The organism is Erwinia sp. E602 (assembly GCF_018141005.1).
GTDB lineage: Bacteria > Pseudomonadota > Gammaproteobacteria > Enterobacterales > Enterobacteriaceae > Erwinia.
Map to the genome: position 1 here is coordinate 2804210 of NZ_CP046582.1, position 24682 is coordinate 2828891.

At 58.2% G+C, this 24682-nt stretch carries 22 protein-coding genes and 1 pseudogene; all 23 read right to left on the reverse strand.

Going from position 1 to position 24682, the window contains the following annotated elements:
* Positions 1-3: 3 nt before the first annotated feature.
* Positions 4-747 carry a hypothetical protein gene (locus GKQ23_RS23920; RefSeq protein ID WP_249168409.1) on the reverse strand — a complete coding sequence of 248 codons (744 nt, stop codon included), beginning with the start codon at positions 745-747 and terminating at the stop codon, positions 4-6.
* On the reverse strand, positions 734-2887 hold the full coding sequence (locus GKQ23_RS14350) for a M23 family peptidase (protein ID WP_212408606.1): 2154 nt from the start codon (positions 2885-2887) through the stop codon (positions 734-736). The genes GKQ23_RS23920 and GKQ23_RS14350 overlap by 14 nt, the downstream gene beginning before the upstream one ends.
* A 15-nt stretch (positions 2888-2902) precedes the next feature.
* Positions 2903-3550, reverse strand: a pseudogene (locus tag GKQ23_RS14355) (DUF2345 domain-containing protein); the annotation flags it as partial.
* 35 nt (positions 3551-3585) lie between these two features.
* Positions 3586-4005: a hypothetical protein gene (locus GKQ23_RS14360; RefSeq protein WP_212408607.1), complete on the reverse strand. Its 420-nt coding sequence runs from the start codon at positions 4003-4005 to the stop codon at positions 3586-3588.
* Positions 4002-5213, reverse strand: a complete 1212-nt coding sequence (locus GKQ23_RS14365) for a hypothetical protein (protein ID WP_212408608.1) — start codon at positions 5211-5213, stop codon at positions 4002-4004. The genes GKQ23_RS14360 and GKQ23_RS14365 overlap by 4 nt, the downstream gene beginning before the upstream one ends.
* Complete coding sequence (locus tag GKQ23_RS14370) at positions 5206-7725, reverse strand: type VI secretion system Vgr family protein (RefSeq protein WP_212408609.1); 2520 nt, start codon at positions 7723-7725, stop codon at positions 5206-5208. Before GKQ23_RS14370 ends, GKQ23_RS14365 begins: the two co-directional genes overlap by 8 nt.
* 161 nt (positions 7726-7886) lie before the next feature.
* On the reverse strand, positions 7887-9578 hold the full coding sequence (locus tag GKQ23_RS14375; RefSeq protein ID WP_249168410.1) for an OmpA family protein: 1692 nt from the start codon (positions 9576-9578) through the stop codon (positions 7887-7889).
* On the reverse strand, positions 9575-10249 hold the full coding sequence (tssL, locus tag GKQ23_RS14380; RefSeq protein WP_212408610.1) for a type VI secretion system protein TssL, short form: 675 nt from the start codon (positions 10247-10249) through the stop codon (positions 9575-9577). The genes GKQ23_RS14375 and tssL overlap by 4 nt, the downstream gene beginning before the upstream one ends.
* Positions 10246-11583 carry a type VI secretion system baseplate subunit TssK gene (gene tssK / locus GKQ23_RS14385; protein WP_212411828.1) on the reverse strand — a complete coding sequence of 446 codons (1338 nt, stop codon included), beginning with the start codon at positions 11581-11583 and terminating at the stop codon, positions 10246-10248. Before tssK ends, tssL begins: the two co-directional genes overlap by 4 nt.
* Before the next feature lie 9 nt (positions 11584-11592).
* Positions 11593-11739, reverse strand: a complete 147-nt coding sequence (locus GKQ23_RS14390) for a hypothetical protein (RefSeq protein ID WP_212408611.1) — start codon at positions 11737-11739, stop codon at positions 11593-11595.
* A 211-nt stretch (positions 11740-11950) separates the two neighbouring features.
* On the reverse strand, positions 11951-12184 hold the full coding sequence (locus tag GKQ23_RS14395) for a hypothetical protein (RefSeq protein ID WP_212408612.1): 234 nt from the start codon (positions 12182-12184) through the stop codon (positions 11951-11953).
* An 89-nt stretch (positions 12185-12273) separates the two neighbouring features.
* The gene (gene cheW, locus GKQ23_RS14400) at positions 12274-12771 is read right to left on the reverse strand and encodes a chemotaxis protein CheW (RefSeq protein ID WP_056234028.1); all 498 of its coding nucleotides are present in this window, start codon (positions 12769-12771) and stop codon (positions 12274-12276) included.
* Positions 12772-12795: 24 nt separating this feature from the next.
* Entirely contained in the window at positions 12796-14811 is a 2016-nt protein-coding gene (cheA, locus tag GKQ23_RS14405) for a chemotaxis protein CheA (protein ID WP_212408613.1), read from the reverse strand.
* Positions 14812-14821: 10 nt separating this feature from the next.
* Positions 14822-15874, reverse strand: a complete 1053-nt coding sequence (gene motB / locus GKQ23_RS14410; RefSeq protein ID WP_212408614.1) for a flagellar motor protein MotB — start codon at positions 15872-15874, stop codon at positions 14822-14824.
* Entirely contained in the window at positions 15871-16755 is an 885-nt protein-coding gene (gene motA / locus GKQ23_RS14415) for a flagellar motor stator protein MotA (protein ID WP_056234038.1), read from the reverse strand. The genes motB and motA overlap by 4 nt, the downstream gene beginning before the upstream one ends.
* A 132-nt stretch (positions 16756-16887) precedes the next feature.
* A complete protein-coding gene (flhC, locus tag GKQ23_RS14420; RefSeq protein ID WP_101506681.1) occupies positions 16888-17466 on the reverse strand; it encodes a flagellar transcriptional regulator FlhC in 579 nt (192 codons plus the stop codon).
* A complete protein-coding gene (flhD, locus tag GKQ23_RS14425) occupies positions 17466-17819 on the reverse strand; it encodes a flagellar transcriptional regulator FlhD (RefSeq protein WP_056234044.1) in 354 nt (117 codons plus the stop codon). The genes flhC and flhD overlap by 1 nt, the downstream gene beginning before the upstream one ends.
* A gap of 393 nt (positions 17820-18212) precedes the next feature.
* Positions 18213-18383 (reverse strand): hypothetical protein, encoded by a 171-nt coding sequence (locus tag GKQ23_RS14430; protein ID WP_212408615.1) that lies wholly within the window; start codon positions 18381-18383, stop codon positions 18213-18215.
* Positions 18384-18795: 412 nt separating this feature from the next.
* A complete protein-coding gene (gene otsA / locus GKQ23_RS14435; RefSeq protein WP_212408616.1) occupies positions 18796-20193 on the reverse strand; it encodes an alpha,alpha-trehalose-phosphate synthase in 1398 nt (465 codons plus the stop codon).
* Positions 20190-20972 (reverse strand): trehalose-phosphatase, encoded by a 783-nt coding sequence (gene otsB / locus GKQ23_RS14440; protein ID WP_249168411.1) that lies wholly within the window; start codon positions 20970-20972, stop codon positions 20190-20192. The genes otsA and otsB overlap by 4 nt, the downstream gene beginning before the upstream one ends.
* 292 nt (positions 20973-21264) lie before the next feature.
* Positions 21265-22365 (reverse strand): two-component system sensor histidine kinase PmrB, encoded by a 1101-nt coding sequence (gene pmrB, locus GKQ23_RS14445; protein WP_212408618.1) that lies wholly within the window; start codon positions 22363-22365, stop codon positions 21265-21267.
* Entirely contained in the window at positions 22365-23036 is a 672-nt protein-coding gene (gene pmrA / locus GKQ23_RS14450; RefSeq protein ID WP_212408619.1) for a two-component system response regulator PmrA, read from the reverse strand. Before pmrA ends, pmrB begins: the two co-directional genes overlap by 1 nt.
* Complete coding sequence (eptA, locus tag GKQ23_RS14455) at positions 23033-24676, reverse strand: phosphoethanolamine transferase EptA (RefSeq protein WP_212408620.1); 1644 nt, start codon at positions 24674-24676, stop codon at positions 23033-23035. Before eptA ends, pmrA begins: the two co-directional genes overlap by 4 nt.
* Positions 24677-24682: the final 6 nt, after the last annotated feature.

A 24682-nucleotide genomic window follows, 5' to 3' on the forward strand; every position in this document is an offset into this window, starting at 1 on the left:
AGGCTACTTTTTAGGACGAATCAGTTTTCCACCTAATTCTTCAAGCGTGGCTTTACCGTCGAATAGCTTCTGACATCTATCCTTAATTTCATCGTCTCCGAGTGAAGTATCAAAGACTACCCTTTTGTTTTTCCTGATATCCCAGAGCCCGGGGAATGAATCTACTGAGCAATCAAGATCAGATGGCGCGGCATACTTTCCATCTAACGAAATTTTACCACCATACCAGCCCCCCCCCGTACCGAAAGGAGTATCGCTACTTTTTCCGCTAAAAAAACCCGGACCGGAGAGTAAGTTTTTATTACTGTCAAAATTTGAAACTATCGCTGTATACGTCGAACGCCTCACATCTTCCAGAACAACTAACAAAGCCAGCCTTTTTTTGAAGTTTATATCTATAATCGTATACCGCCATTCATCTGACTGCGGTATGGTATGCAGTTCAATGCCACTTGCATTACACTGCATGAGTTCATCAGTTGACAGGTATTTATTGGTTTGGTATATAAGAATACCTTTTTCATCATTAGTGATGGCTATAAATCCGCCCCCCTGACTATATTCACTCTCCCAGTTTTTTATCTTACATAAGACATCACTTTTCCCGTTATCATTAACAATATGGATAATGGAACGTTCTTTTTTATCCATATAAATTGTGAAATCACCATAACTAATGATATCATTAGCACTGGCAGGAAAGATCATAAATATCAGAATGAAAAATACTGTTTTACAATTCATCATTGAGGGCCTCCTTAGCCGCCTTTGTCGTTTTTTTCCTTTCTTCGAGACCGATGGTACCGCCGTTAATGGCCCGGGTAACGCGTTCAGCAACATCAGTATCATCCTGCGAGACGACCTTATCTGAGTCCATCACTCTCAGGGTTTTATTTTTAAAGCACACGATATAAAATGCACCGGTATCAATGCTGTTATAGGGAGTTTCCATCACTTTTTGCGGATCATCTATCTGAGGGGGCCTTTTGATCATCCCGGGAAGATTTTTTCTCCTGTACTGAGGATCTGTCCACCATGAAGCGTCAAAACTGCTTTTTGATAACCATCCCCGGTATACCCAGTAGCTGGAGTAGGTATCCAGCCCGGTAAGCATTTTAAACCCACGCCCGCGAAACTTCTGCGCATCCACATCGCCGCAGTTGCCATTACGCCAACTGTATGAGCTGGCAATTTTAACCCCACTGCTGTTGTATTTATCTCCGGAGAAATAGACATCCACTTCAGAAGCTATCGCACCATACCAGTGGCCAAGTTCGTCTGGCTCATTCTTTTTAGATTCGCCTATTATGGCCCCGCCGAAGTGTCTACCATTTTCTGTACGCTGGATCTGACTGGCTTCCTGCATTTCGAGTAAATAGCCTGATTCCACCGCTCCCTGCCCCAGGAAGTGGCTTACTCTGTTTAAGCCAGTGATATTGTATTTCCTCATTACTACATTTATTGAAAAAAGAAACCCTTCCGACTTACGTTTGATTTTTTCAATTTCAGATTTACGTCCAATACTTGTAGTCGACGTCATTATTCTCTCAATCACCTCACACTCCAGCCATCCACATTTCCTGAAATGTGCGATAAACCGCCTCGGGTCAAAATGCCAGACCCGGCCCGTTGGTATCTCTGCGCAGTTCTCCAGTGCCAGTGCTTTCGCCAGCGCCACCAGTGAGCCCCAGTCCTGCCGGCTCATCGGCTCTTCCAGCACGGCGTTGGGCTGCTTCAGCCAGCCGTAGCGGCTTTCCACCGTGTCGGTGTCCCACTCCAGCGGGAAATGGCAGATCGTGCGGCTCAGATCCATACGGCCGGAACCCAGTATCGTCGGCGAACTGCACTGGCTGTTGCTGTCCTCGTCGTCATCCACCAGTCTCCAGCCCGCCCAGTGCGGAAAATCCGCATCGCTGTATTTCTTTATGCTTTCCGCCGCCAGGTTGACGATGCCTTTTCCCTCCGGCGTATTGATGGTTCGCCAAAGCGGCGCATCCGCCGGAGACAGCGTTTCATACCGGGTGTTGATCACCCGGCCAAAGCGCAGCAGCTCATAACCGGCGCTCGGGCTGCCGGGGTAAAGCTTGAGCGCATTTTTGTACAGGCCGTATTCATATTCCGCCCCGTCTGCGTCGGTCAGCGCGTCGCCCACCTCGTCGTACTGAAGCGGGTCGATAACGTTCTGCCTGCGGGTTTTCATGATGCAGTGCCCGCCGCCCAGGGTCATTGAGACGAACAAATCAGCCGCTGTCGTCCTCAACGGTTCATCGCTGCTTTGCCCCGGCACCGCGCCGTAAACCGGCGTTCCGGCCGGAATGTAAAAGTGCATATCGCCGTAACAGGCGGTGGTGCGGCCATTTTTGCTCAGATCCAGCTCCGGAGTTGTGCGCCCGGTTATCCGGGCAATGTTCCCGTCGTCGCAGAATATCTGGAAGTGCACGCCACTCCTGTCATCCACCATGCCCACCGTGCCCAGCGGGGATTTGCGTTTCACCCGCTGGCCGACGGCAACCGACGGAGCAAGATCCTTGATATGCATATACAGAGAGTACCAGGTGATTTTATCCTCCGGCTGGCTGCCGGTTTCGGCCACGTGCCTGATCAGCACGTAGCCGTTGTCGGTTTTGCCGTTGTAATTCAGGGGCGGATGCTGGCGTTTTGCGATATCAGAATGGCGGAATGAGACGATCCGGCCGTCGGCAATCGCGCGCAGCATCTCAGGCCGGCTTCCCGAATCCGCATGCCGGAGATGGATACCGCCATGCCAGGAGCGGTGCGCGTTCAGCGGATAGCCGCGCCGGGGATCGACCGGCATCATGCGCTCAATCCACGCTTCATCCGTTTCTGAATCACTTTTTATGCGCAAAAATGGCGGGCTGATTAACATGGGTACACTCCTTTGTTATGAAACGAAGAATTTCAGAGAGGGATCTTTCGCTTTCTCAGGCAGCTCGTGCAGCGGCTCATTTACACTGTGCCTCTGCTGCCGCTCATAGTGCCCCGCCCGGACGCGGTGATCCCCGAGCGTGGCGGACTCGATGGCGTTGGCATCGATCGTGATGTAGCTTCCGCCGCCGTTCAGCGTGATTCTCTTTTTCGCGATGATTTTTATTTCATCTTCCGTGCTGATAATGCCGATCTCTTTGCGCGCCAGCAGCGCCAGCAGGTCGTTCTGCGCCTGTATCTGTACCGGGCCCTGGTTTGCGGTGAGCCTGATCCCCATCTTCCTGACGAACACGCTCAGCGCCTGGCCCACCCCGATAAACAGGTTTTTCACCACGCTGATGTCCGCGTGCTTTCCGGCGGTGGCCGTCAGGTTTTCGTCCGCCGTGATCAGCAACCCCTTCTCTGCACGAATCGTACCCCAGCGGTCGCTGCGTAGCTCGCCCCCCTCACCGCGCAGCTTCTTTTCGCTATACACCAGGTGGCCGGGGTTCAGCTGGCTCTTGCCGCCTTAGTCGGTGCTGAGCTTGATATACCCCTGGCCCGCCGTGTCATGGAGCCGCAGCTCGTTGTTCTTCGGCGTGCGCAGCATTCTTTCATCTAAATTATAACTTTAGAGAAATCGCTTAGTAAAATTACAAACTAATTTATTTTTATGAAATATTTCTTTTTGAAAATATAACCTTTATCAACCATTGATCCATAAGTCCGACCAATTATATCAATTCTCACCACCCCATGAAGCAGAGGATTACCTTTGACAATAAATTTATTGAAACCACTACATTTCCTTTTTTCATACTCGAAAGAACAATGTTCAAAAGCTGGCTTAATGGTAATCCCGGAATTTTCCGGGCTAATACTTAGCCTGATGTTATCCTCACTCAGGTAAAAACTCTCACCACTATCCTTAGACGCCAACCCAATGTAATAGACATAAAAACTGCCAACTTTAGCATCTGGTAGTTTTTCTTCTTGAGGTGTAAAAATGACCTGACCAGAAGAACAAGAAGATATCAAATAAATAAATAAAATCATGACGTTTTTTAAGAGTAATTTCATTTTAGTGGTTTAAAAACCACACCTCCAAAAATACTTCTCATTGTTTTTTTCAAACTTAACATTGGCTTTATTTGGTTTTTAACCTTACCCCATGAGAATAATTTCAACTCAATAAACTCATTGGCATCTGTGTTAAGCGCAATATCATTCCCATTTAGATCACCAACCTTACCACTCCATGTTATCCAATGATTCTTTAATGGAATAAGTGAGTCGTACCCAACCAAAATACCAGCGGATATCAATGTGACAATTTTATGACTACCATCAGCATATTTATTTAAATCACAAAGGCCATTAATGCCAACATGAGCAATCCCGACATTACTAAAAACCTTTTCATATCCAGCTTTTTCGAACCATTCGGAAAGTTTCCCCCACATAGTTATCCCAGCCATTTGATCATCTATCTCATCATAGCTGAAAATGGAATTTTCTGCGTCGCGCAGACTTGCCATAGTTATCCAGTCAAGCCCTGATATTCTATCACCATAGTCATCATAGAAACTCCCTCCTGGATTCCTGCACCCCTTCCCCGGTGATATTTCGAGGGATCCAATCTTAGTCCTCCCATACTGCCAAAGTTCTCTGGCCGCTTGTGCATAAATATCAGGCCTGTCCATTTGCAGGCAATAAAAGAAACAGGCGGGTCCACACAAACTCGTCTGTCCCTGATTCGGATAGCTTCCCCGACTCAGTCTTGATGCAATCTGATTCTCAATTTTACCCTTTTCGAATGGATCATCGGGATCTCCGACCGGGTATTCTCTGGCAACAAAGGCCCTTTCCTGACAGGTTATCTTTACGCTGTGTATATTATCTTTACCGTCCTCTTTGACGAGCTTTGTCCGGGCTGTAGTTTCGAAGTAACAGACGTTTTCTCGTTTATTTTTCGACTTTGCCCTCCCGGAGACCATTTCTCCCAGCGTATACATTTTTGTTGAGGGCACTGAAAGTGCACGTATCAGTTTACCGCCGTGCCTGCGGTACAACATGATTTCCATCAGATAAATTACGGAAAGATCATCGTCAGTGTCATTTGTTTCATGCCCTTCTGTACGGTAATCGGCGTAAAGAGGTTGCTGAGCAACCGACAGTAACGTATGTTTTTTATTCTCTCCATCAGTCCGGTAAACGGTTAAGTCATAAAAAAGTTCTGATACCGGTGCATTCGACACTATTTGAGTAGATATCTTATATTTAGCCATTTCTTTCCTCCGTCATCATATGTATTACAACATCCTGAGCCTGCGCCGATGTGAATAATTTTGAGTATCCGTCATTGTCGGTTACACCATGAAGGGTTGTTCCATCGGCAAGAAATGCATGATAAGGCGTGTTTTTCAATGGCTGGGCATTATCATCTAAACACAGATAAGAGATGTTATGGCTGCCGTCATCTATTGCGTTAGCCATTGGTACCAAATCCACATTTTGCTGTGCGCGCCCCTGCCGCTCATAGTGCCCCGCCCGGACGCGGTGATCCCCGAGCGTGGCGGACTCGATGGCGTTGGCGTCAATCGTGATGTAGCTTCCGCCGCCGTTCAGCGTGATTCTCTTTTTCGCGATGATTTTTATTTCATCTTCCGTACTGATAATGCCGATCTCTTTGCGCGCCAGCAGCGCCAGCAGGTCGTTCTGCGCCTGTATCTGTACCGGACCCTGGTTGGCGGTGAGCCTGATCCCCATCTTCCTGACGAACACGCTCAGCGCCTGGCCCACCCCGATAAACAGGTTTTTCACCACGCTGATGTCCGCGTGCTTTCCGGCGGTGGCCGTCAGGTTTTCGTCCGCCGTCAGCTGCAGACTGTTCCCGCTCACCAGCGCCATGCCGTCCGGGGCGCTCATCAGGATAACCGACTGCTTCAGTTCATTCAGACGCTGCTCCAGCAGCGCTATCTGCGCCTGCAGGCTGGCCGGACTGCCGCTGGCGGCCTGCGCATCATCGGATATCCCCTGCATCTGTGCCTGCGCGCCCTTCAGCAGGCTAATCGCCGCCTGCATCTCCCGCTGTTCACCCTGCGCCTTCGGCTGGCCGTCGGCGGTGATAAACAGTCCTTTCTCCGCCCGCAGCGTGCCCCAGCTGTCGCTGCGCAGCTCAAAACCTTCACCGCGCTTCTGCTTTTCGCTGTCCACCATGTGCCCGAGGTTCAGCTGGCTTTTGCCGCCGTACTCGGTGCTGAGCTTGATATGCTCCTGGCCCGCCGTGTCGTCGAGGCGCAGCTTGTTGTTCTTCGGCGTGCGCAGCACGTTGCGCCTGTAGTTGCGGATGGTGACGTGGTCGCCGTGCGCCGAGTCGTGCAGCACCCCGGCAATATACGGCCGGTCCGGGTTGCCGTGCTCAAAGGCTATCGCCACCTCGGTGCCCGCCAGCAGCGGCAGGTGCAGGCCGTACGTGTCGCCCGCGTAGGGCCGCGCCTGGCGCACCCACAGGCTCTCAAAGCCGGTTTCCCAGCCCGCGCGGTCAAACAGCATATTCACGCGGTAGCGCCCGTCGCGGTCAATGTGGCCGTAGGTGTCGTTCACCGTGGTGCTGGTAACGCGCGCCGGTAACGTGCCCGCCATCACCGGGTGCGGGGGCGGTTCAGGGCGGAAGCCGTAGCGGTTGCCGAGCGGGATGCCCTCAAAGGCGGTTTCAAAGCTGCGGTCGCGCCGGGCGGTACAGGTGATGGCGGTGACCAGCACGCCGCTGCGGAACGCCCCGCTGACCTCCTCACCGCCGCTGACCGTCAGCTCGCAGCCGCAGGTCAGTTGCGGGCAGGTGGTGAGCGCGGAGACCCGCGCCTGGCCGTTCAGGTAGCGCTCGTGGCGCAGGCGGGCGTGGAACGCGCCGCTCTCGGGTTCCGGATGGGGGCTGTAGCCGTCGCCCGGCGTCAGCCAGTTGTCGGCCCAGTGGTAAGACTCGCCGTAGGTGGTGTCGTCGCCGCCGGTGACGTCCGCCTGCACGTTCATATCTTCCAGAGCGTTGCGGTAGTTATAGTCGCGCCCGCTGACGCTTTTCTCCACCACCGCAAAGCGGCTGGCGAAGCCCCACGCGCAATCCGTGGCGGCATCGTGCATGCCGGAGGGCGGTACGGCGGGCAGCGTCAGCCCTTTAACGTGGCCCTGCTTACCGTCGTAAAACGCCACCACGTCAATGTGCAGGCGGGCGTCGGGGGTGAAGCGGAACCAGATGCCGACCTCCCCCAGCAGGCGGGTGATAAACGTCAGGTCATCCTCGCCGTACTGCATCACCTGCTCGCGCGGCGGGTAGGCGTTGTTGAGGGTGAAGACAAAGTCCTGGCCGCGCATTCCGTGGCGCTCGCGCAGGATTTTCTCCACGATCTGCGGCACCGACATCTGCTGGTAAATGGCGTTCTGGCGGCTGCGCGACAGCAGGGCGAGCCGCGGCTGCAGGGTGACGGCGTAGTGGGTCTGGTCGGCGGAGGTGCCGAAACGTTCGAAACCGGTGACCACGCCCTGCACCACGCGCACCGGCTGCTGCACCTTTATGCCCCGGCCCTGGTCCGGCGGAGCCTGTAAGGTCAGCGAGGCGGGTTGCATCAGCATCGCCTCGCGGGTGATGGCGGGGTCGGCGCTGGTGAACTCAATGCGCCAGCGGAACGGCTCGCTCAGGCGCTCTTCGCCGCTAAACGCCAGCACGTCGGGCTGCGCGTCGCAGCCGCGCACCGCCAGCAGATGGTGGCTGTGGCTGAAAAAAGAGACCGGGTTGCTGCTCATGATGATGTCCTTATGTTTTGCTGCCGGAAGTCAGTGACAGACACGCTACCGCCCTTCGCTGTAAACCCGAGCGCATCAGGTCGAAAAACAGTCAGGGTCTGTCGTGGTCCGTTCCGCCGCCCGTCAGCGGCGGCGTTGATAGTGGCGGTGCCGGGCGTGTGTTACTCCCGCCCTGGTACCGCCCCCCGTTCAGCGCCGGGTGCGGGCGGCGCTGTCGTTTCCCGGCAAGCATCCGCCTGTGGCACCAGGCTGATTTCGACCCGGCGGTTAAGCGCACGGCCTTCCGGAGTGTCGTTCGTCGCAACCGGGCGCGTGGCGCCATAGCCCCGCACCGCAAAACAGGTGGGCGAGACGTCGCTGGTGGAAAGCATCCAGTCGCGCAGCGCGTCGGCACGCTTGAGCGACAGCTGCTGGTTGGCCTGCGCATCGCCGGTGCTGTCGGTATGCCCGGCCACCACAATCAGCCAGCCCGGCCGGGCTTTGATATCCTCCAGCGCCGTTACCAGCCTCTTCAGCGAGCCGCGTTTAAGGCGGTATCTGCCGGTGTCAAACAGCGACAGGCTGTCGAGTCGCACGGTTCCGGGGGCTTCCTTCACCACCGGCAGCGGCGCAGGCGATGGAACATACGCGCGGATGGCGTCCAGCAGCGGCAGATACAGCCGTTCCCCCTGGTACAGCCCGAGGCCGAGGCGCAGCGGCACGCCGTTGCGGGCGTAGTTATCCAGTTCGGCAGCGTCCTGATGCAGGACCGCCACCGCCGCCGCTCTCGGCGCAGCGTCGTTTATCGCAATCCGCCGGTAGTCGCGGATATCAAACGCGATGCGCTGCACCAGCTGGCGGTTGTGCCCGCCGCTGCTGCACAGCGCGGCAATACCCGCGACAACCAGCAGCCCCAGCCCGCCACGCCAGGCGCGCTGGCCCGGCGTCAGGCCGCGGCCTTGCGGCAGCAGCGGCATAACAAACGCCGGCAGCGGCGGCGATAATGCGCCTTCTGCCGCCGGGTGCCAGCCCGCCACCTGCTGCAGCGCGGTGTGCTGCTGCAGCCAGCGGGTCCAGAGTGAAGACGGTAACGCGGCGTCCATGGCGGCACTCAGCCCACAGACCCTGCACGCGGGCACTACCGGCGGCATATGCGGGTCGTCGTCGGTAAACAGCGGTTCAGCGTGATGCTGCAACCACGCCGCCAGGCTGTTCATCAGCACCTGCTGCTGCAGGGCCGCGCCCGCCGTCAGTCCGCCGTTCAGCGTGCCGGGCGCGGCGTTTTCACGCCAGACGCGCACCGGCTCACCGGGCATCGCGCCCTGCCACAGCGGCTCACCGGCCAGTGCGCTACCCGCCTGAGCATGGAGCAGCAGCGGCAGTGAGCAGCCGGTTTCACGCCGCAGCTGGCCGGTTTGCCAGCGCAGCGCCAGCAGCCGGCTGGCCAGCGCCTCGGTGTCCTGATGCTGCTGAGGACAGATGCTGACCATCACCGCCAGCTGACGCCCCCACGCCGGGCGCAGCGCCAGCAGCTGGCGGGCGACGACGTCCAGCTCCTGATGCCTGGCCACCCGCACCCAGCAGCCGTGCGGCACGGTCAGCACAGATGAACCCTGCGGCCACGCCTGCATGCCGTCGCCACACACCAGCACCACCGGCCGGCGGTATGCGGCATCCGGCAGGTCATCCACGCTCAGCACGTTTACCTGCGCCGGGCGACGGCGGGTCGCCAGCACCACGACTATCAGCGCCCAGCAGAGCAGCATCAGCAGCACGGCTGCCATCCGTGAGACCGGCAGAAAAGCCAGACACAGTACGGCGGACAGCAGCGCGGCCCACAGCGCCAGCATGCGTTGTAGCGCGGGGCCGATCACTGACCGACTCCCGGCAGCAGCGAAGCCACCAGGCGGCTCAGCCAGTGATTCAGCCCCCACCAGACGGCGGCCAGCAGCAGGACCGATACGCCAATGCGCGGCGGCCAGCCGGACAGCCAGCCGCTGATGCCCCGGCCCTTCCGGCTCTCTGCCAGCACGCTCTGCCCCTGCACGCCGCTGAAGGGCGCAACCTGCGCATTCAGCGCCTTTACCAGCTTTTCCCGCTCCGGGTCGCTGAGCGAGCGATAGCCGCCCAGGAAGCCCAGCAGCATCACGCGCTGGAAGCAGGTCAGCACCGCGGCATCCGGCGCTGGCTCATGCAGCACCTCGCGCATGCGGTTGCAGAGCCTGTCACCGGCCTCCACCGTGCCGAAAAAGTGCCCCTGCAGCGGCAGGTGATACCACTGCAGGCAGGCGTCATCCTGCTCGCCGCGCCCCTTCACCACTTCATCAATCAGCGCGCACTGGGCATAAAGAATGTGCTCACGGCTTTGCGCGTCGCAGCCGGCCTGTTGCAGCGCCAGCTGCACCTTTTCCACTTCAGAGACGCAGTGCTCCCACAGCACGCGCCCTTCCCCCTCCTTAAATACCGGGCCGTGACGCAGGCTGATGACCTGCAGCCAGCTGTTCTGCAACAGCGCATCGATATCACACGCGTTTCTCTGGCTCATGTTCTCAGCACCGCAAACAGTTCAAGTTCAGGTTCACCCAGCATGCCCGGTACGTAGAACATGCAGCTGCCGCCCGCCAGCATCTCTGCCGCCGCCGGGTGCGAGAGGTCGAGGGCAAAATAGTGGTTTTCCAGACGCAGGGGGATCGCGGCAGGAACGTGGCGCAGCGGCCTCAGCGGAATGCCCTGCTGCGACGCATTCACCAGATCGGTCACGGAGTCCGGGCTGCCGACCTTGCACTGGCGCGGGAACTGTTCCTGCAGCTGCGCCACCGGCAGCGGAGAGCGCACCGAAAGGTAGAAATCGGCCTCCTCGCGCAGGCGCGGATCCTGCAGACGGGCCAGCCACTGGTGCAGCCGCCTGTCGTGTTCCATCTCAATCGACACCACGCGTGACGGCAGGCTGGCTTCCAGCAGGTCGCTGAGCAGATCGAACAGAGGCGGGAAAACAGCGTTCAGCCGCGCGTGCTGATAGGCAGGAATGGCGCTGACCTGATGCGCCAGCGAGAACGTCAGCAGGCTGCCAGCCAGACGAGCCAGCTCCGTATACAGGCGCTCCGGCGCGCTTTGCGGGAAGCGCAGGAACTGCCCCAGCACCGGCTCCGCACTGTTCAGCGCGTTGAGCAGCCAGAACAGCGAGACATCGGCAACGGCAAAGTCGGCCATGCGTTCGTTGCTTTCGCGGCGCATCGCCATCAGGCGGCTGAGGCGGGCACGCAGCTGCGTGATCAGCTGGTCAAGCTGGGTCAGCAGCCACGGACTGCTCTGCACGGTCAGCGGCGGCGGCAGAAAGGTGTCGTCCTGGGTCCAGCCCCCCTGGCTGTCCTGCTGCAGACGCGCCACCGGGCAGACCAGGTAATCAGCGTTGTTCCGATCGGCAAAACGCAGCGTCAGCTCGGGTTTGATCACCGCAATCTGGCGCGTGTCATCGCCAAACTGATTGCGGATATCACGCCAGCGCTGGCGATAACGGATTGGCCGTTCGGCAACGTCATCCGGCTGCAGGCAGTTGCCGCCGTTCGCCCTGAGCAGCGGCAGTGCCAGCACCACCACCACATCATCACCTTCGGGTATCAATACCGGCGGCAGATCGTCACCCTTGCTGGTGTCAATCAGCGTACCGTCCTGAAAACGCACGTGCAGATGCCGCGCCTGCAGACGGCCGAACTTCAGCACATCTGCGTCAAATTCAGCGCGGATAACGCCCCAGGGGTGATTCAGTCCCATCTGCGCAATACACTCTGCTGACCAGGCCGCATACGCGGCCTGCTGCTGGAAATGCTGCGGCGAGATCATCACGCCACGGCCCCACAGCGGTTGTTCAATTTTCATCAGGCCTCCGCCTTATGCGTTGCTGCCGCCGGCGGCGAAGGTGTGTTCAACGGGGAGGTTTACTGACGGGGAAAACGCCGCCGGCGCGCTGGCGACGTTGTTTTTATTGCGGATGCTGACGACCGCTTTCGGGGCCCGACTCTGATAAGAATTACTCATAGTTACTCCTGTAAAAATGACGCGGAAAGCGGACAATATGTATACTTTCCCTGTGTACAGGTGTGACTATAAAGTAGCCAGCTTAAGGCAATCAACAGGCAGATTCATAAAATGTGATCTGATTTATATAGGAATTTTCCCATAAGATTACTAGAGCCACTAAAATTAAAGCTAAGCAGGCACTGTTTTATCTGAAATGTTAATAAGCTCATCAGGCCCTTGCACCAGAATAAACCGCCATTTTTTCGATTTTTTCATCAGAAAAAATTAACTGTTTAGCGTCATGGCAGAAAAGAACAAGGCAGCGTGAAATCAGTTCGGGACGGGGAAAACCGGCAGGGGTGTGAAGCGGGTTACGCAGAGAGTCGTAGTGAGAAATGGCGGTGAGGTGCTGGGAAAACTGCAAAAAAAATCCGTAATCTTCCATGAGATTACGGATTTTCACACAGCCGCTGGGTTGGTCAGCCGATCCTTAACCGATCGGCATCAGACCACAGCGTTCTGCCTTTGTGCTGCCTGCTGCTTCCGTCAGACTCAGGCGCTGCGCAGGTTATCCACCAGCGCCATCTCTTCACTGCTCAGCAGTTTTTCGATGTCGACCAGAATCAGCATGCGGTCGCCCAGCGCCCCCAGCCCGGTCATATACTCGGTGGACATGGTGACCGCAAACTCCGGTGCCGGGCGGATCTGCTCGTGCATCAGCGACAGTACGTCAGAGACGCCGTCAACCACGATGCCGACCACGCGGTGCTCAAGGTTCAGCACGATCACCACGGTGTTGTCGTTATAGACCACGTCAGGCTGGGCAAACTTAATGCGCAGATCGATAATCGGCACGATCACGCCGCGCAGGTTGGTGACGCCTTTAATAAACGGCGGCGTGTTGGCGATGCGGGTCACCTGATCGTAGCCACGGATCTCCTGAACTTTCAGGATATCGATGCCGTACTCTTCGGCACCCAGCGTGAAGACCAGAAACTCCTGGCCGACGGTTTCTCCGGTGATTTTAGTGACAGTGGCCATGCCAGTCATAGTTCTACCCTTAATCAGTTATTATCAGGCTGCGGCTCCCGCCACACGCTTTTCACGGTTCAGAGACTGCAGTGCAGAAACGTCAACAATCAGCGCCACGCTGCCATCGCCGAGGATGGTGGCGGCAGAAATGCCCGGCACCTTGCGGTAGTTGCTTTCAAGGTTTTTCACCACCACCTGGTGCTGACCAATCAGCTGATCGACCAGCAGCGCATAGCGTTTACCGGCGCTCTGCAGGATCACCACGATGCCCTGGGTGGCTTCGGTTTTGGCCCCCTGCACCTCAAAGACGTTCCACAGCTCCACCAGCGGCAGGTATTCGCCGCGCACTTCCAGCACGCGTTCACCGCCGGCCAGCGCCTTCAGGTCGTCCGCCAGCGGCTGCAGGGATTCCATCACCGCGTTCAGCGGCAGGATAAACACCTCGTTCGCCACCCGCACCGACATGCCGTCAAGGATCGCCAGCGTCAGCGGCAGCAGGATGCGAATGGTGGTGCCTTTGCCCTGCTTCGATGAGATTTCAACGTGGCCACCCATCTCCTGGATGTTACGTTTCACCACGTCCATGCCCACGCCGCGGCCGGAAACGTCGGTCACCTGCTCGGCGGTGGAGAAGCCCGGCGCGAAGATCAGCATGCCGACCTCTTCGTCGCTCATGTTCTCGCTGACCGGCAGCCCGGACGAGAGCGCCTTGGCCAGAATGCGTTCGCGATTCAGCCCGGCACCGTCGTCGGTCACTTCGATGCAGATGTTGCCGCCCTGGTGCTCGGCGGAGAGCGTCAGGTTACCGACCGGGTATTTCCCGGCGGCCTGGCGGGTTTCCGGCGACTCGATACCGTGATCGAGGCTGTTACGCACCAGGTGGGTTAACGGATCGATAATGCGTTCGATCAGGCTCTTGTCCAGCTCGGTGGAGCTGCCCATCAGCGTCAGTTCCACCTCTTTGCCCAGCTTGCTGGCAAGGTCACGCACCAGGCGCGGGAAGCGGCTGAAGACGTACTCCATCGGCATCATACGAATCGACATTACCGATTCCTGCAGGTCGCGGGCGTTACGCTCCAGCTGACCCATGCTGTTCAGCAGGTCGCCGTGGTGTACCGGATCCAGCGCGCCGGAGCGCTGCGCCAGCATCGACTGGGTAATCACCAGCTCACCGACCAGGTTGATCAGCTGATCGACCTTCTCAACCGCAACGCGGATGCTGCTGGACTCGCTGGCTTTGGCGGCCGGCTGCTTTTTATGCGCTTCACGCTTCGGCGAGATATCGCTGACGGTAGCCAGCGGATGGCTCTCTTCGGCCTCGTCTTCAGGCTCGTCTGCCGCCGGCTCCACCGCCGCCACCGCAACCGGTGCCGCAACGGCGACCGGTTCAGGGAAGTCGATTTGCGATTCGTCGAGCACGAAGCACAGCACCGCCACGATGTCATCTTTGCCCACCGAGGAGTCCAGCGTGGCTTCCAGCACGTTCTCGCCTTTTACCGCGTCCAGCACGGTGCCGAGGTTGGCCAGCTCGTCGAGCATCAGGTCAGCTTCACCCGCTTTCAGCGCGCTCAGGCGAATGCGCAGACCGGCTGCGGCTGGCACAGTAGCCTCTTCTGACGGCACTTCAACCAGCGCCACGCGCGGTGCGGCGGGGGCGGCAACGCTCTCGCCTTTGGCTTCCAGCGCCAGCTGGCGCAGCACCTGACAAATGTAGGTGAAGGCCTCAGCATCCGGTTCTGACGCCGTTTTGTAGGCATCTAGCTGTTCCTGCATAATATCTTTGGTTTCCAAAAACAGATTGATGATATCGGTGCTCAGCTGCATTTCGCCGCGACGAGCATCGTCAAGAATATTTTCCAGAATATGCGTGGTTTCCTGCAGCACCGAGAAGCCGAAGGTGCCGGCCCCCCCCTTAATGGAATGGGCGGCGCGGAAGATCGCGTTAAGCTGTTCCGAATCGGGCTCCTGCGGGTCTAACCCCAGCAGGTGTTGTTCCATATCGGCCAACAGTTCGTCGGCTTCATCAAAGAACGTCTGGTAAAAATCGCTGATATCCATGCTCACGGTATCACCTCGGCTGTGAGTCGCGATCGGTCTGAATCACAGCCGGTGCCGCCGGTAACGTGGTTACCGGCGACGGGCTGGCTGCGGGTTCAGCCTGTGGTTGGGGTTGAGAATCGGGTTGTTTTTCGGGTTGAACCGTCTGTGTCGCCGGCAGTTCCGGCGCGGCAATCTGTTTCAGGCTGTCCGGGCTGCTGATATTGACCGCATCACCTTCGGCATTTTCTTTTTCTATCTGCTCTTCGGTATCGTGATTCAGCACCAGCAGGCTGATGCGGCGGTTAACGGCATCGTCTGCACCGCGATTTTTCAGCTTCATGGTGGCGGCCATGCCGACCACACGCAGCACTTTTTCACCGTCCAGCCCGCCGCTGATCAGCTCGCGGCGCGAGGCGTTAGCACGGTCGGCGGAGAGCTCCCAGTTGCTGTAGCCGCGGTCACCGCCGGCATACTGGAAGTCATCGGTATGACCGGCCAGGCTGATCCGGTTAGGAATATCGTTCAGGATCGGCGCAATCGCCCGCAGAATATCGCGCATGTAGGGTTCCACCTGCGCGCTGCCGGTTTTGAACATCGGCCGGTTCTGGCTGTCGATAATCTGAATGCGCAGCCCCTGCTCTACCATGTTGATCAGCAGGTGCGGACGCAGCGCGCGCAGGCGCGGATCGGCTTCAATCAGCTGATCCAGCTTGTCGCGCAGCTTCTTCAGCCGCGTTTCGTCCAGCTGGCGCTTCTGCGCCCGCTTGGCTTCATCAATATCGACCACCTTTTTCACTTCGCCGAGCTTTTCCGTCGGGTCCTGGCCGCCGCCGGGGATCGGGCTTTCGCTGTCGCTGCTGCGCTGGCCGCCGGTCAGCGCGACCTTCAGCGGCGTTTTAAAGTAGTCAGCAATCTGCACCAGCTGCTGCGGGTTGGAAATTGAGATCAACCACATCACCATAAAGAAGGCCATCATCGCCGTCATAAAGTCGGCGTAGGCAATTTTCCATGAGCCGTGTCCGGCCTCATGTTTTTTACCTTTTTTCCGCTTTACCAGCACAATGGGGTGGTTGTTCTTCATGCGTCCTGATCCGAAGTCTGCTTGGTGGCTTTCGCATTACGCACGTGCTCTTCCAGTTCGGTAAACGACGGGCGTTCGGTCGAATAGAGCGTCTTGCGGCCAAATTCCACCGCGATCTGCGGTGCATAACCGTTCAGGCTGGAGAGCAGCGTCACCTTGATGCACTGCATCATTTTGGTCGATTCAGCGCACTGCTGGCGCAGCACGCCCGCCAGCGGCGAGATAAAGCCGTAAGCCAGCAGAATACCGAGGAAAGTACCGACCATCGCGTGAGCGATCAGTCCGCCGAGTTCTGCCGCCGGGCGGTCGGCTGATGCCAGCGTATGCACCACGCCCATTACCGCCGCCACGATGCCAAAGGCCGGCAGCGAGTCACCGACCGTCGCCAGCGCGGTGGCCGGCACGTCGCACTCGTGCTCGTAGGTTTCGATCTCTTCATCCATCAGCGCCTCAATTTCAAAGGCGTTCATATTGCCGCTGATCATCAGGCGCAGATAGTCGGTGATAAAATCGACCAGCCGCTTGTCAGAGACAATGCGCGGATAGCTGGCGAAAATTTCGCTCTCGGCCGGGTTTTCAATATCCCGCTCCAGCGACAGCATGCCCTGCTGACGCGATTTGGCCATCAGGCGGTACAGCAGCGCCATCAGGTCCATATAGACCGCTTTGTTGTATTTCGAGCCGCGCATCAGCAACGGCAGCGACTTCAGCGTCGCTTTGATCGCCTTACCATTGTTGCCGACGATAAAGGCACCGATACCTGCCCCGCCGATAATCAGCAGTTCAGCCGGTTGATACAGGGCTCCGAGGTGGCCGCCTACCATTGCGTAGCCGCCCAGCACCGAGCCCAGAACGAGGATATAACCCAAAATTACCAGCACAACGAATCCTTACGTCTGTAAACGTGTGGGTGGAAGGTAAGCCGGAAAGCCGCAGGTGGAACGCCATGCCCGAGCAAAAAAAAAGCAGCGGTCAATGACCGCTGCTGGATTCACTCTCTATGGCGAACACTATTAAACGGCTCGTTTAACCTGTTCATCCAGCAGTTGTGAACTGTTATCGGCAGATTCTGCGATAAGTTTACGTCTTTTTACCGCGCGAGATGGCGGCTGGCAGAGGCTGCAGGTAAAGCTGTTAACGGGCTGGTGTGCGTGGTTAATAAAGCTGCCGCCGCAGCATTTGCAGTCGGAAAGCTCGAGCATGCCGCTCTCAACGAAACGCACCAGCGTCCAGGCACGGGTCAGCGCCAGAAGCGGCGCATCATCCTGCTGCGGACACTGTTCGAGGTACAGACGATAGGCTTTGATCACCGCATCCACACCGCTGCACATTCCGCTTTTGATCAGGAACTGCCAGGCGTTGCAGAACATCGACGCATGGATATTTTGTTCCCAGGTCATAAACCAGTCGGTGGAGAAAGGCAGCATGCCCTTCGGAGGTGGACTGCCGCGCAGTTCTTTATACAGCTTGATCAGGCGGCCACGGCTTAACTGTGTTTCGCTTTCCAACATTTGCAGACGGGCGCCCAGGGTGATGAGTTCCATCGCCAGCTGGATGTCGCGCGCCTCCTGCACAATACTCTTTTCGCTCATTAACTCGCAGCCTTCTTTTTCGGCGTCTCATCAGCTTTCGAGACGTCACGTAACAAACGACTGGATAGCAGGATACCGGTGTGGATCTGTTGCAGATCGTCGACCCGTGACTCCTGGGTTAAACGGCTAATTGCATTGTGGTCGTCAAAGCGAAACTGGCAGACCAGCTGATTGGTTTCCGCCAGTTTGACCATTTCAGGCAATGTGAGTCGCGCAAGAGCGTCGGCCATTGGCTCGTCGATCCCTAAGCGAAACATTGCAGATGCTTTTTCCTGGTTAATTAAACGCTGCGCGAGCAGTAAATACGACAAATTGATGTCATAAATGTGTTTGAGTAATTCGGATGTACCCATTTTTTTTCCATCCTGACTGACACTACTTTTAACGTTCGCGGTCTGTGTGCCGCTACCATGGTTGCTGGTTGGTAAATCTAAAGATGGCAAAAATTTATGGCTGAAGCCAACGCGTGAAACCGTTCGTCAGATCCTTAGAGCTAACAGGCAGCATATCGGGAGTGGATCCGTCTTGCTGGCCGTTGCTTCTGCGCCTGTTCTTCCCTGCTGGTGTTCATGACTTCTTGTTACATTCTTATAAGACTATTCTTAAAACAGAGCAACTCTATCCCCTATGATTTCGACATACAACGCAAACACGGCGAAATTTTAGATAAAGTGTGACACAGATCACACTTTTGATGGAAATAGTTCCTAAAAAAGCATCAGCGCCGCTGTTCATTAGGTCGCTAATTAACCTTTTTGCGCAAATTTTGTAACATCAACACCCGCAACTGCTCCCGCTGGGGATAAATCACCCTCTCTGATGACCTGAACGACCGGACTGGTTAATAAAAGCGCAAAAAAGAAATATAAATGCAATAAACCGGCGGAAAGAAACCGGTTAAATAGATAAATATGCATTTTAACTGCATTTAAAAACAGAAATAGTCTCTGCGCACTGATTGACGCCGCTGAGCGATAAAGTGCAGCAAAGCCGCCTTTACGTTGGATTTACACAGTTGTTTGTAAGCACAGTGCAACTAATGTCTGTAAGGGGAAAACAGATGTAAATGGAGGTTACATAAGCATTATGAATGATTTGCGGATTTTTTCAGGAAAGTAACACTCCACTATCGGCAGGACGTGCGCTTTCTTGAGGGGAAAGGTGACTATTTTTATTACTTATGCTTCAACTGCTGCTTTTTACGCCAGAATGCAGCCGCCTGAAGATGTTTTTCAGGCGGAATTGTGTACCGGACGCGGATTTTCACGCTGCTACCCGCCTGCGCGGGCAGCCGTTATCACCCGGATTAACGCCGGTCAGCGCGGCCGGTCACCCTGACGACCTCTGGCTGGCGTTCACCGCCCGCAGATCCTGCAGATAGTCGGTACGCCAGCGGGTGATGTCGTTGCGGCGCAGCACCGCCATCATGTCGTTGTAGCGGGAGATGCGCTCGGTGCGGGACATGGTCAGGGCCTGATCCAGCGCCGCGGCCACCTCATCACGATCGTAAGGGTTGACGATCAGCGCGGCGGTCAGCTCGTTGGCCGCGCCGGCAAACCGCGACAGGATCAGCACGCCGGGGTCGTCCGGGTCCTGCGCGGCGACGTACTCTTTCGCCACCAGGTTCATGCCGTCGCGCAGCGGCGTCACCAGCCCGATATCGGTCAGACGGAAAATTTTCATCAACAGACGACGGTCAAAGTGCTGATTCAGATAGTAGAGCGGGGTCCAGCCCAGCGTGCCGTAATTGCCGTTGATGCGCCCGGCTTCGGTCTGCAGCTGGTGGCGAATATCCTGATAGGCCTGCACGTCGCCGCGCGAGGTTGGCGCAATCTGTGAATAGCGAATGTTGCCGCGATGCTGCGGATAGTGCTCCAGCAGCGCCTCGTAGGCAAGAAAGCGCTCCGGCAGCCCCTTCGAATAATCCAGCCGCTCGCAGGCGATGATGTTCTTCGCATCACCCAGGTCCTTCTTCATTGCCACCATTTTCGGCGGCAGCGGCCCTTCCGCCATCTGTTTGATGCTGTCCGGCTCGATGCCGATCGGGTAGACCCCGGTGCTGAAGGTGTGGCCCAGCGCCTGGTGGACGTTGTCCGTGCTGACCAGCGGCGTCAGCTGCCCCACGCTGTCGAGGAAGGCGCTGCGATCGCTGTCGGTCTGGAAGCCCAGCAGGTCGTATTCGCACATCATCGCCAGCAGCTCCTGATGCGGCGGCAGCGCGTTGAAGATCTCCGGGGTCGGAAACGGAATATGCAGGAAGAAGCCGATGCGGTTGGTGACCCCGCGTTTGCGCAGCTCGGCGGCAAACGGCAGCAGATGGTAGTCATGGATCCACAGTACGTCGTCCGGCTGCAGCAGCGGCAGCAGGCGTTCGGCCAGCCGGGTGTTGACCCGGCAGTAGCCCTCCCAGGCCTCGCGCTGGAAGTTCACCAGATCGAGGCGATAGTGGAAGGCCGGCCACAGCACCGCGTTGGAAAACTGCAGGTAATAGAGGTCGTAATCGTTCTGGTCAAGGCCAAAGGAGGCGTAGGTAATGCCGTCATGATCCAGCATCGCCAGATCGTCCTCGTCCTCTTCGCCAATTTCGTTAATCTCTCCGTTCCAGCCGTACCACAGCCCGCCGGTGGTTTTCAGCGCGTCGACGATGCCCACGGTTAACCCCCCGGCACTGCTTTTACTGCCGGTAGGGAGAGCGATACGGTTAGACACCACCACTAAGCGACTCATACTTTTTGCTCCTCTGACGTTGTCACGCCCTGATTTAATTGTAATTGTGTTGTTTCCAGCCACTGCCAGACGGCCGCCACGTTCTGCAGACGGTGACCTGCCACGCTTTCACCCTCACCGACTTTAACTGAGACGCCGCCCAGCGCGTTCACCACCGCAAAACCGGCCTCGTCGGTAAGGTCATCACCGAGAAATACCGGGATACGCCCGGCAAACGGCGGCTGCTGCATAAAGGCGCTAATCGCCTCCCCTTTGCTCACCCCGGCCGGCTTCAGCTCAACCACGCATTTGCCGGGCTGCAGGTAGAAAGCCGGGTAACGGGCGACCATCTCCGCCGCCAGCCGCTCAATCGCCGGCTGATGCTGCGGCGCGCGGCGGTAGTGCAGCGCAAAGGCGATGCCTTTATCCTCCAGCTCCGCGCCGTCGAGCGCGCCCATCTGCCGGGTTAGCTCCGCCGCCAGCTCACGCAGCAGGGGCTGCGGCAGCGTAACGCGCTGGATCTGATCCTCGCCGATGCGTCGTTCCGCGCCGTGAATGCCGGCCGCCGGCAGCACCAGCGGGGCCACCAGCGCGTCCAGTTCGGCGATCGGCCGCCCTGAAACCAGCGCCACCGCGCCCTGACAGCACAGGGCCAGGTCGGCCACGCGCTGGCGCACCGCAGCGGGAATAAAGACTTCATCGGGGCGCGACTGGATCGCCGCCAGCGTACCGTCGACGTCAAAAAAGAAGGCGTAGCCGGGGCTGGCCGTTGGGGATATCCACTGTGCTTGCTCGCTCACCACGTTCCTCCTGAAAAAACATTGCGTAAGGATGCTGCGGCGCTGAAAGGGATCGCTCAGAAGCGTCAGGCCCGATGGCCTGATGCGGGGATAAGGCGGGAAAGGTGTTACCAGCACCGGCGGCTGGCCAGAAAAAGGCAGAACGCAAAGCTCCCTGTAAAACCCGAAATTCACCACCGCCATGGCGTTACGCCACCGCGTCGACCCTTAACGCACAACAACATCGCGTTTAAGTATAGTTGAGGTTTCGATCTCTGCCAGACGCGATGCAGACCTTAAGGGGAACGCCGCGTCAGGGGGGTGGCGGGCCGTCGGCCGCGGCGGTGAGCACCACCCGCGCCTGGCAGCCACGGCCGTCAGTGCGGTTGTCGAGGTGAAACGCACCCTTATGCAGCTGTACGATGCGGGTAACGATACTCAGCCCGAGGCCGATGCCGCCGTAGCGGCTGTCCATACGCACAAAGGCCTTGCTCAGCTCGCCGCGTTTGCTGTCGTCAATCCCCGGCCCCTCGTCGCTGACCGTCAGCGTCGGCTCCGGCTCCGCGCTGATGCCCACGGTGATGCGGCTGCCGGGCGGGCTGTAGCGGTGGGCATTTTCCACCAGGTTACGCAGCACCAGCCGCAGCAGCGTGGCGTCGCCGCGCACCAGCGCCTCCTGCTGCGGATCGATAATCAGCGTCTGTTGACGATCGTCGAGCATCGCCTGCAGCTCCTGCTGCATCGGCCTGAACACCTCCAGCAGCAGCGACACGTGCTGATAGTTGCCGGCGGTAAAGGCATGGCCAACGCGGGCCAGCTGCAGCAGCTGCGACACGCTGTGGGTCATCTGATCCAGCCGTTCAATCAGCGGCCGGACGTCGATGTGGTGCTTACGCTCGATCAGCTCAAGGTGCAGGCGCAGACCGGCCAGCGGCGTGCGCAGCTCGTGCGCCACGTCGGCGGTAAACAGCCGTTCGCGTTCCAGGCTGACGGTCAGCCGGGAAACCAGCCGGTTGATCGCCAGCGTTACCGCGTCGATCTCGCTGACCGAGGGCTGAAACGGCACCGGCTCCAGGTTGTTTTCGCCACGGCGCTCCAGCTCCTGCTGCAGATCGGAAAGCGGCCGGGTGATCCACTTAATCGCCTGCCGGCACAGCAGCAGTGACAGGGTAATAATCACCAGGCTCGGCAGCGCAAGGCTGGCAATCGCCTCACGGATCTCCTTCTGAACGCTGCGCTGCACGTCGCGGTGGTTCAGCGCCGCCTCCACCAGCAGCTGGATCTGCTCTTTGCTTTCGTGCCACAGCCACAGCACGCTGATCACCTGGCACACCACCAGGATCAGGCCAATCGCCAGCAGCAGGCGGAAACGCAGCGTCGCCGGCCGCACCTCCGGCAGCGTACCGCCCGCCATCAGCCTTCACCGCCGTTTTTCACCAGCGAGTAGCCAAAGCCGCGCACCGTGCGGATCGCGGTGCGGCCGATTTTGTCGCGCAGGTGGTGAATATGCACCTCCAGCGTGTTGGTGGCCGGTTCGGTCTCCCAGTTGTAGATATCGTTGTAGAGCACCTCGCGGTGCACCGGCTGCCCGGCCTTCAGCATCAGCCGCGCCAGAATCGCGTACTCCTTCGGCGTCAGCTCCAGCGGCGCGTCGCCGCGGGTGATCTGGCGGTGGGTCATATCCAGCGCCAGGTCGCCGACGATAACCCGGGTATCGCCCTGATTGACGTTGCGGCGAATTAAGGCGCGGATGCGCGCCAGCAGCTCGTCAAGGGCAAAGGGCTTAATCAGATAGTCATCCGCGCCGGCGTCGAGCCCGGCGATGCGCTCCTGCACCGTATCGCGCGCGGTGAGGATCAGCACCGGCTGCATTTTTTTCTGCCGCCGCTGGCGCAGCAGAAAGTGCAGGCCGTCTTCGTCCGGCAGGCCAAGATCGAGGATCAGCAGGCTGTACTGGCTGGCGGCCAGCCAGGCCTCCGCGTCGCGGATGGTGGTGACGCCGTCGCAGACGTAGCCCTCGCCCTCCAGCGCCAGCACCAGCCCCTGCAGCAGCAGGGCATCATCTTCGACTACCAGGATTTTCATGGGTTTTGGCTCCGGCACGCCGTCAGTAAGTCATCGGCAGGCTGATAGAGTTGGGTTTGCGTATCGGTCAGGCCCAGCACGGTGGCGAACAGATTATCCTGCGAGGCCGCCTGCGTCGCCGCCCGTTTGCTCAGACAGGCGGCGCTGACGCCAAAGCGCTGCTGATAGTCGGGCGACAGCCAGACCAGCAGCGGCACGTGTTTCTGCGCCTCCGGGGCGATAGCATACGGCATTCCGTGCAGGTAAACGCCATTTTCCCCCAGCGATTCGCCGTGATCGGAGAGATAGACCAGGCTGGTGGTGAACTGCTGCTGGTGCGCCTGCAGCAGCTTAATCGCCTTATCGACAATATAGTCCACGTAGAGCACGGTATTGTCGTAGGTGTTGACCAGCTGCTGCTGTGAACAGTCCTGGATCTGGTTAGTGTCGCAGGTCGGTGTGAACCTGCGGAACGCGTCCGGATAGCGGCGGAAGTAGGTCGGCCCGTGGCTGCCGATGGTGTGCAGCACGATCACGCCGTTGCCCTGCAGCTGGCTGATATAGTCCTCAAGACCGTGGAACAGCACCTCATCGTAGCATTCGCCGTCGGTACACATGCCGGGCAGATTCAGGCTGGTCATATCCTGATGCGGCACGCGGTCGCAGGCCCCTTTGCAGCCGCCGTCGTTTTCGTTCCACAGCACGCTGATCCCGGCGCGCTGCACCACGTCGAGCAGCCCTTCCTGGTGCGCGGCCAGCGCGTCATCATAGTGCACGCGCGGCATCCCGGAGAACATGCACGGCAGTGAGACGGCGGTGGCGGTTCCACAGGAGGCGGTATTCGGGAAATAGCTGACGCCGTCCTGCGCCAGCAGCGGGTTGGTCTGCCGCCCGTAGCCGGAGAGCGAGAAGTCAGCCGCGCGCGAGGTTTCCCCCACCACCAGAATGGTCAGGCTCTTTTTCGCGCCGTTCAGGCGATCCGGATTCTGGCGTGCGTCCAGCCCGATGCGCACCAGCGGCTGGTTCTGCATCTGCTGGTGGCGATACCAGGAGAGCGTGGCGGCAATGGTGTTCGACGGGCTCAGCGACTTCACCAGCTCTTTATCGTTGCGGAACAGCGAGGCGTAATCTTTATAGAACAGCAGCGCCACCAGCAGGATCACCGCGACGGAGGCCAGCACGCTGAGCAGCCGCCCGGCCAGGTGTTTCCACAACACGGCGGGTTTGCGCACGCGCAGCCAGACCATCAGCAGCAGCGGCAGCACGCAGGTGAACAGCAGCACCAGCAGCAGCTGGGTGGTTAACAGCGCAAAGCTTTCGGAGGCGGTGGTATCGATAATATTAACGATCATCGAACGGTCGATAATGATGCCGTAGTTGATGATGAAGTACTGCGCCGGGGCGGAGACCAGCACAAACAGCGCGATGACCAGGCTGTCCAGCCACAGCAGCGAGGCCAGCGTAACCACAATATTGATCACGCTGAACGCCACCAGCGGCATGGTGAGAAACACCAGTACGTTCCGCAGGCTGTCCGGCGGCATCGCCACCAGCACCTGGCGGTAGAAGGCAATATTCAGCCCGACCGAGATTAACAGCGCAAACAGCGCGATAAAGGTAAACCGGCTGACCGCCGGGCGGGAGAGAGAGAAACGTGGCATCTGGCC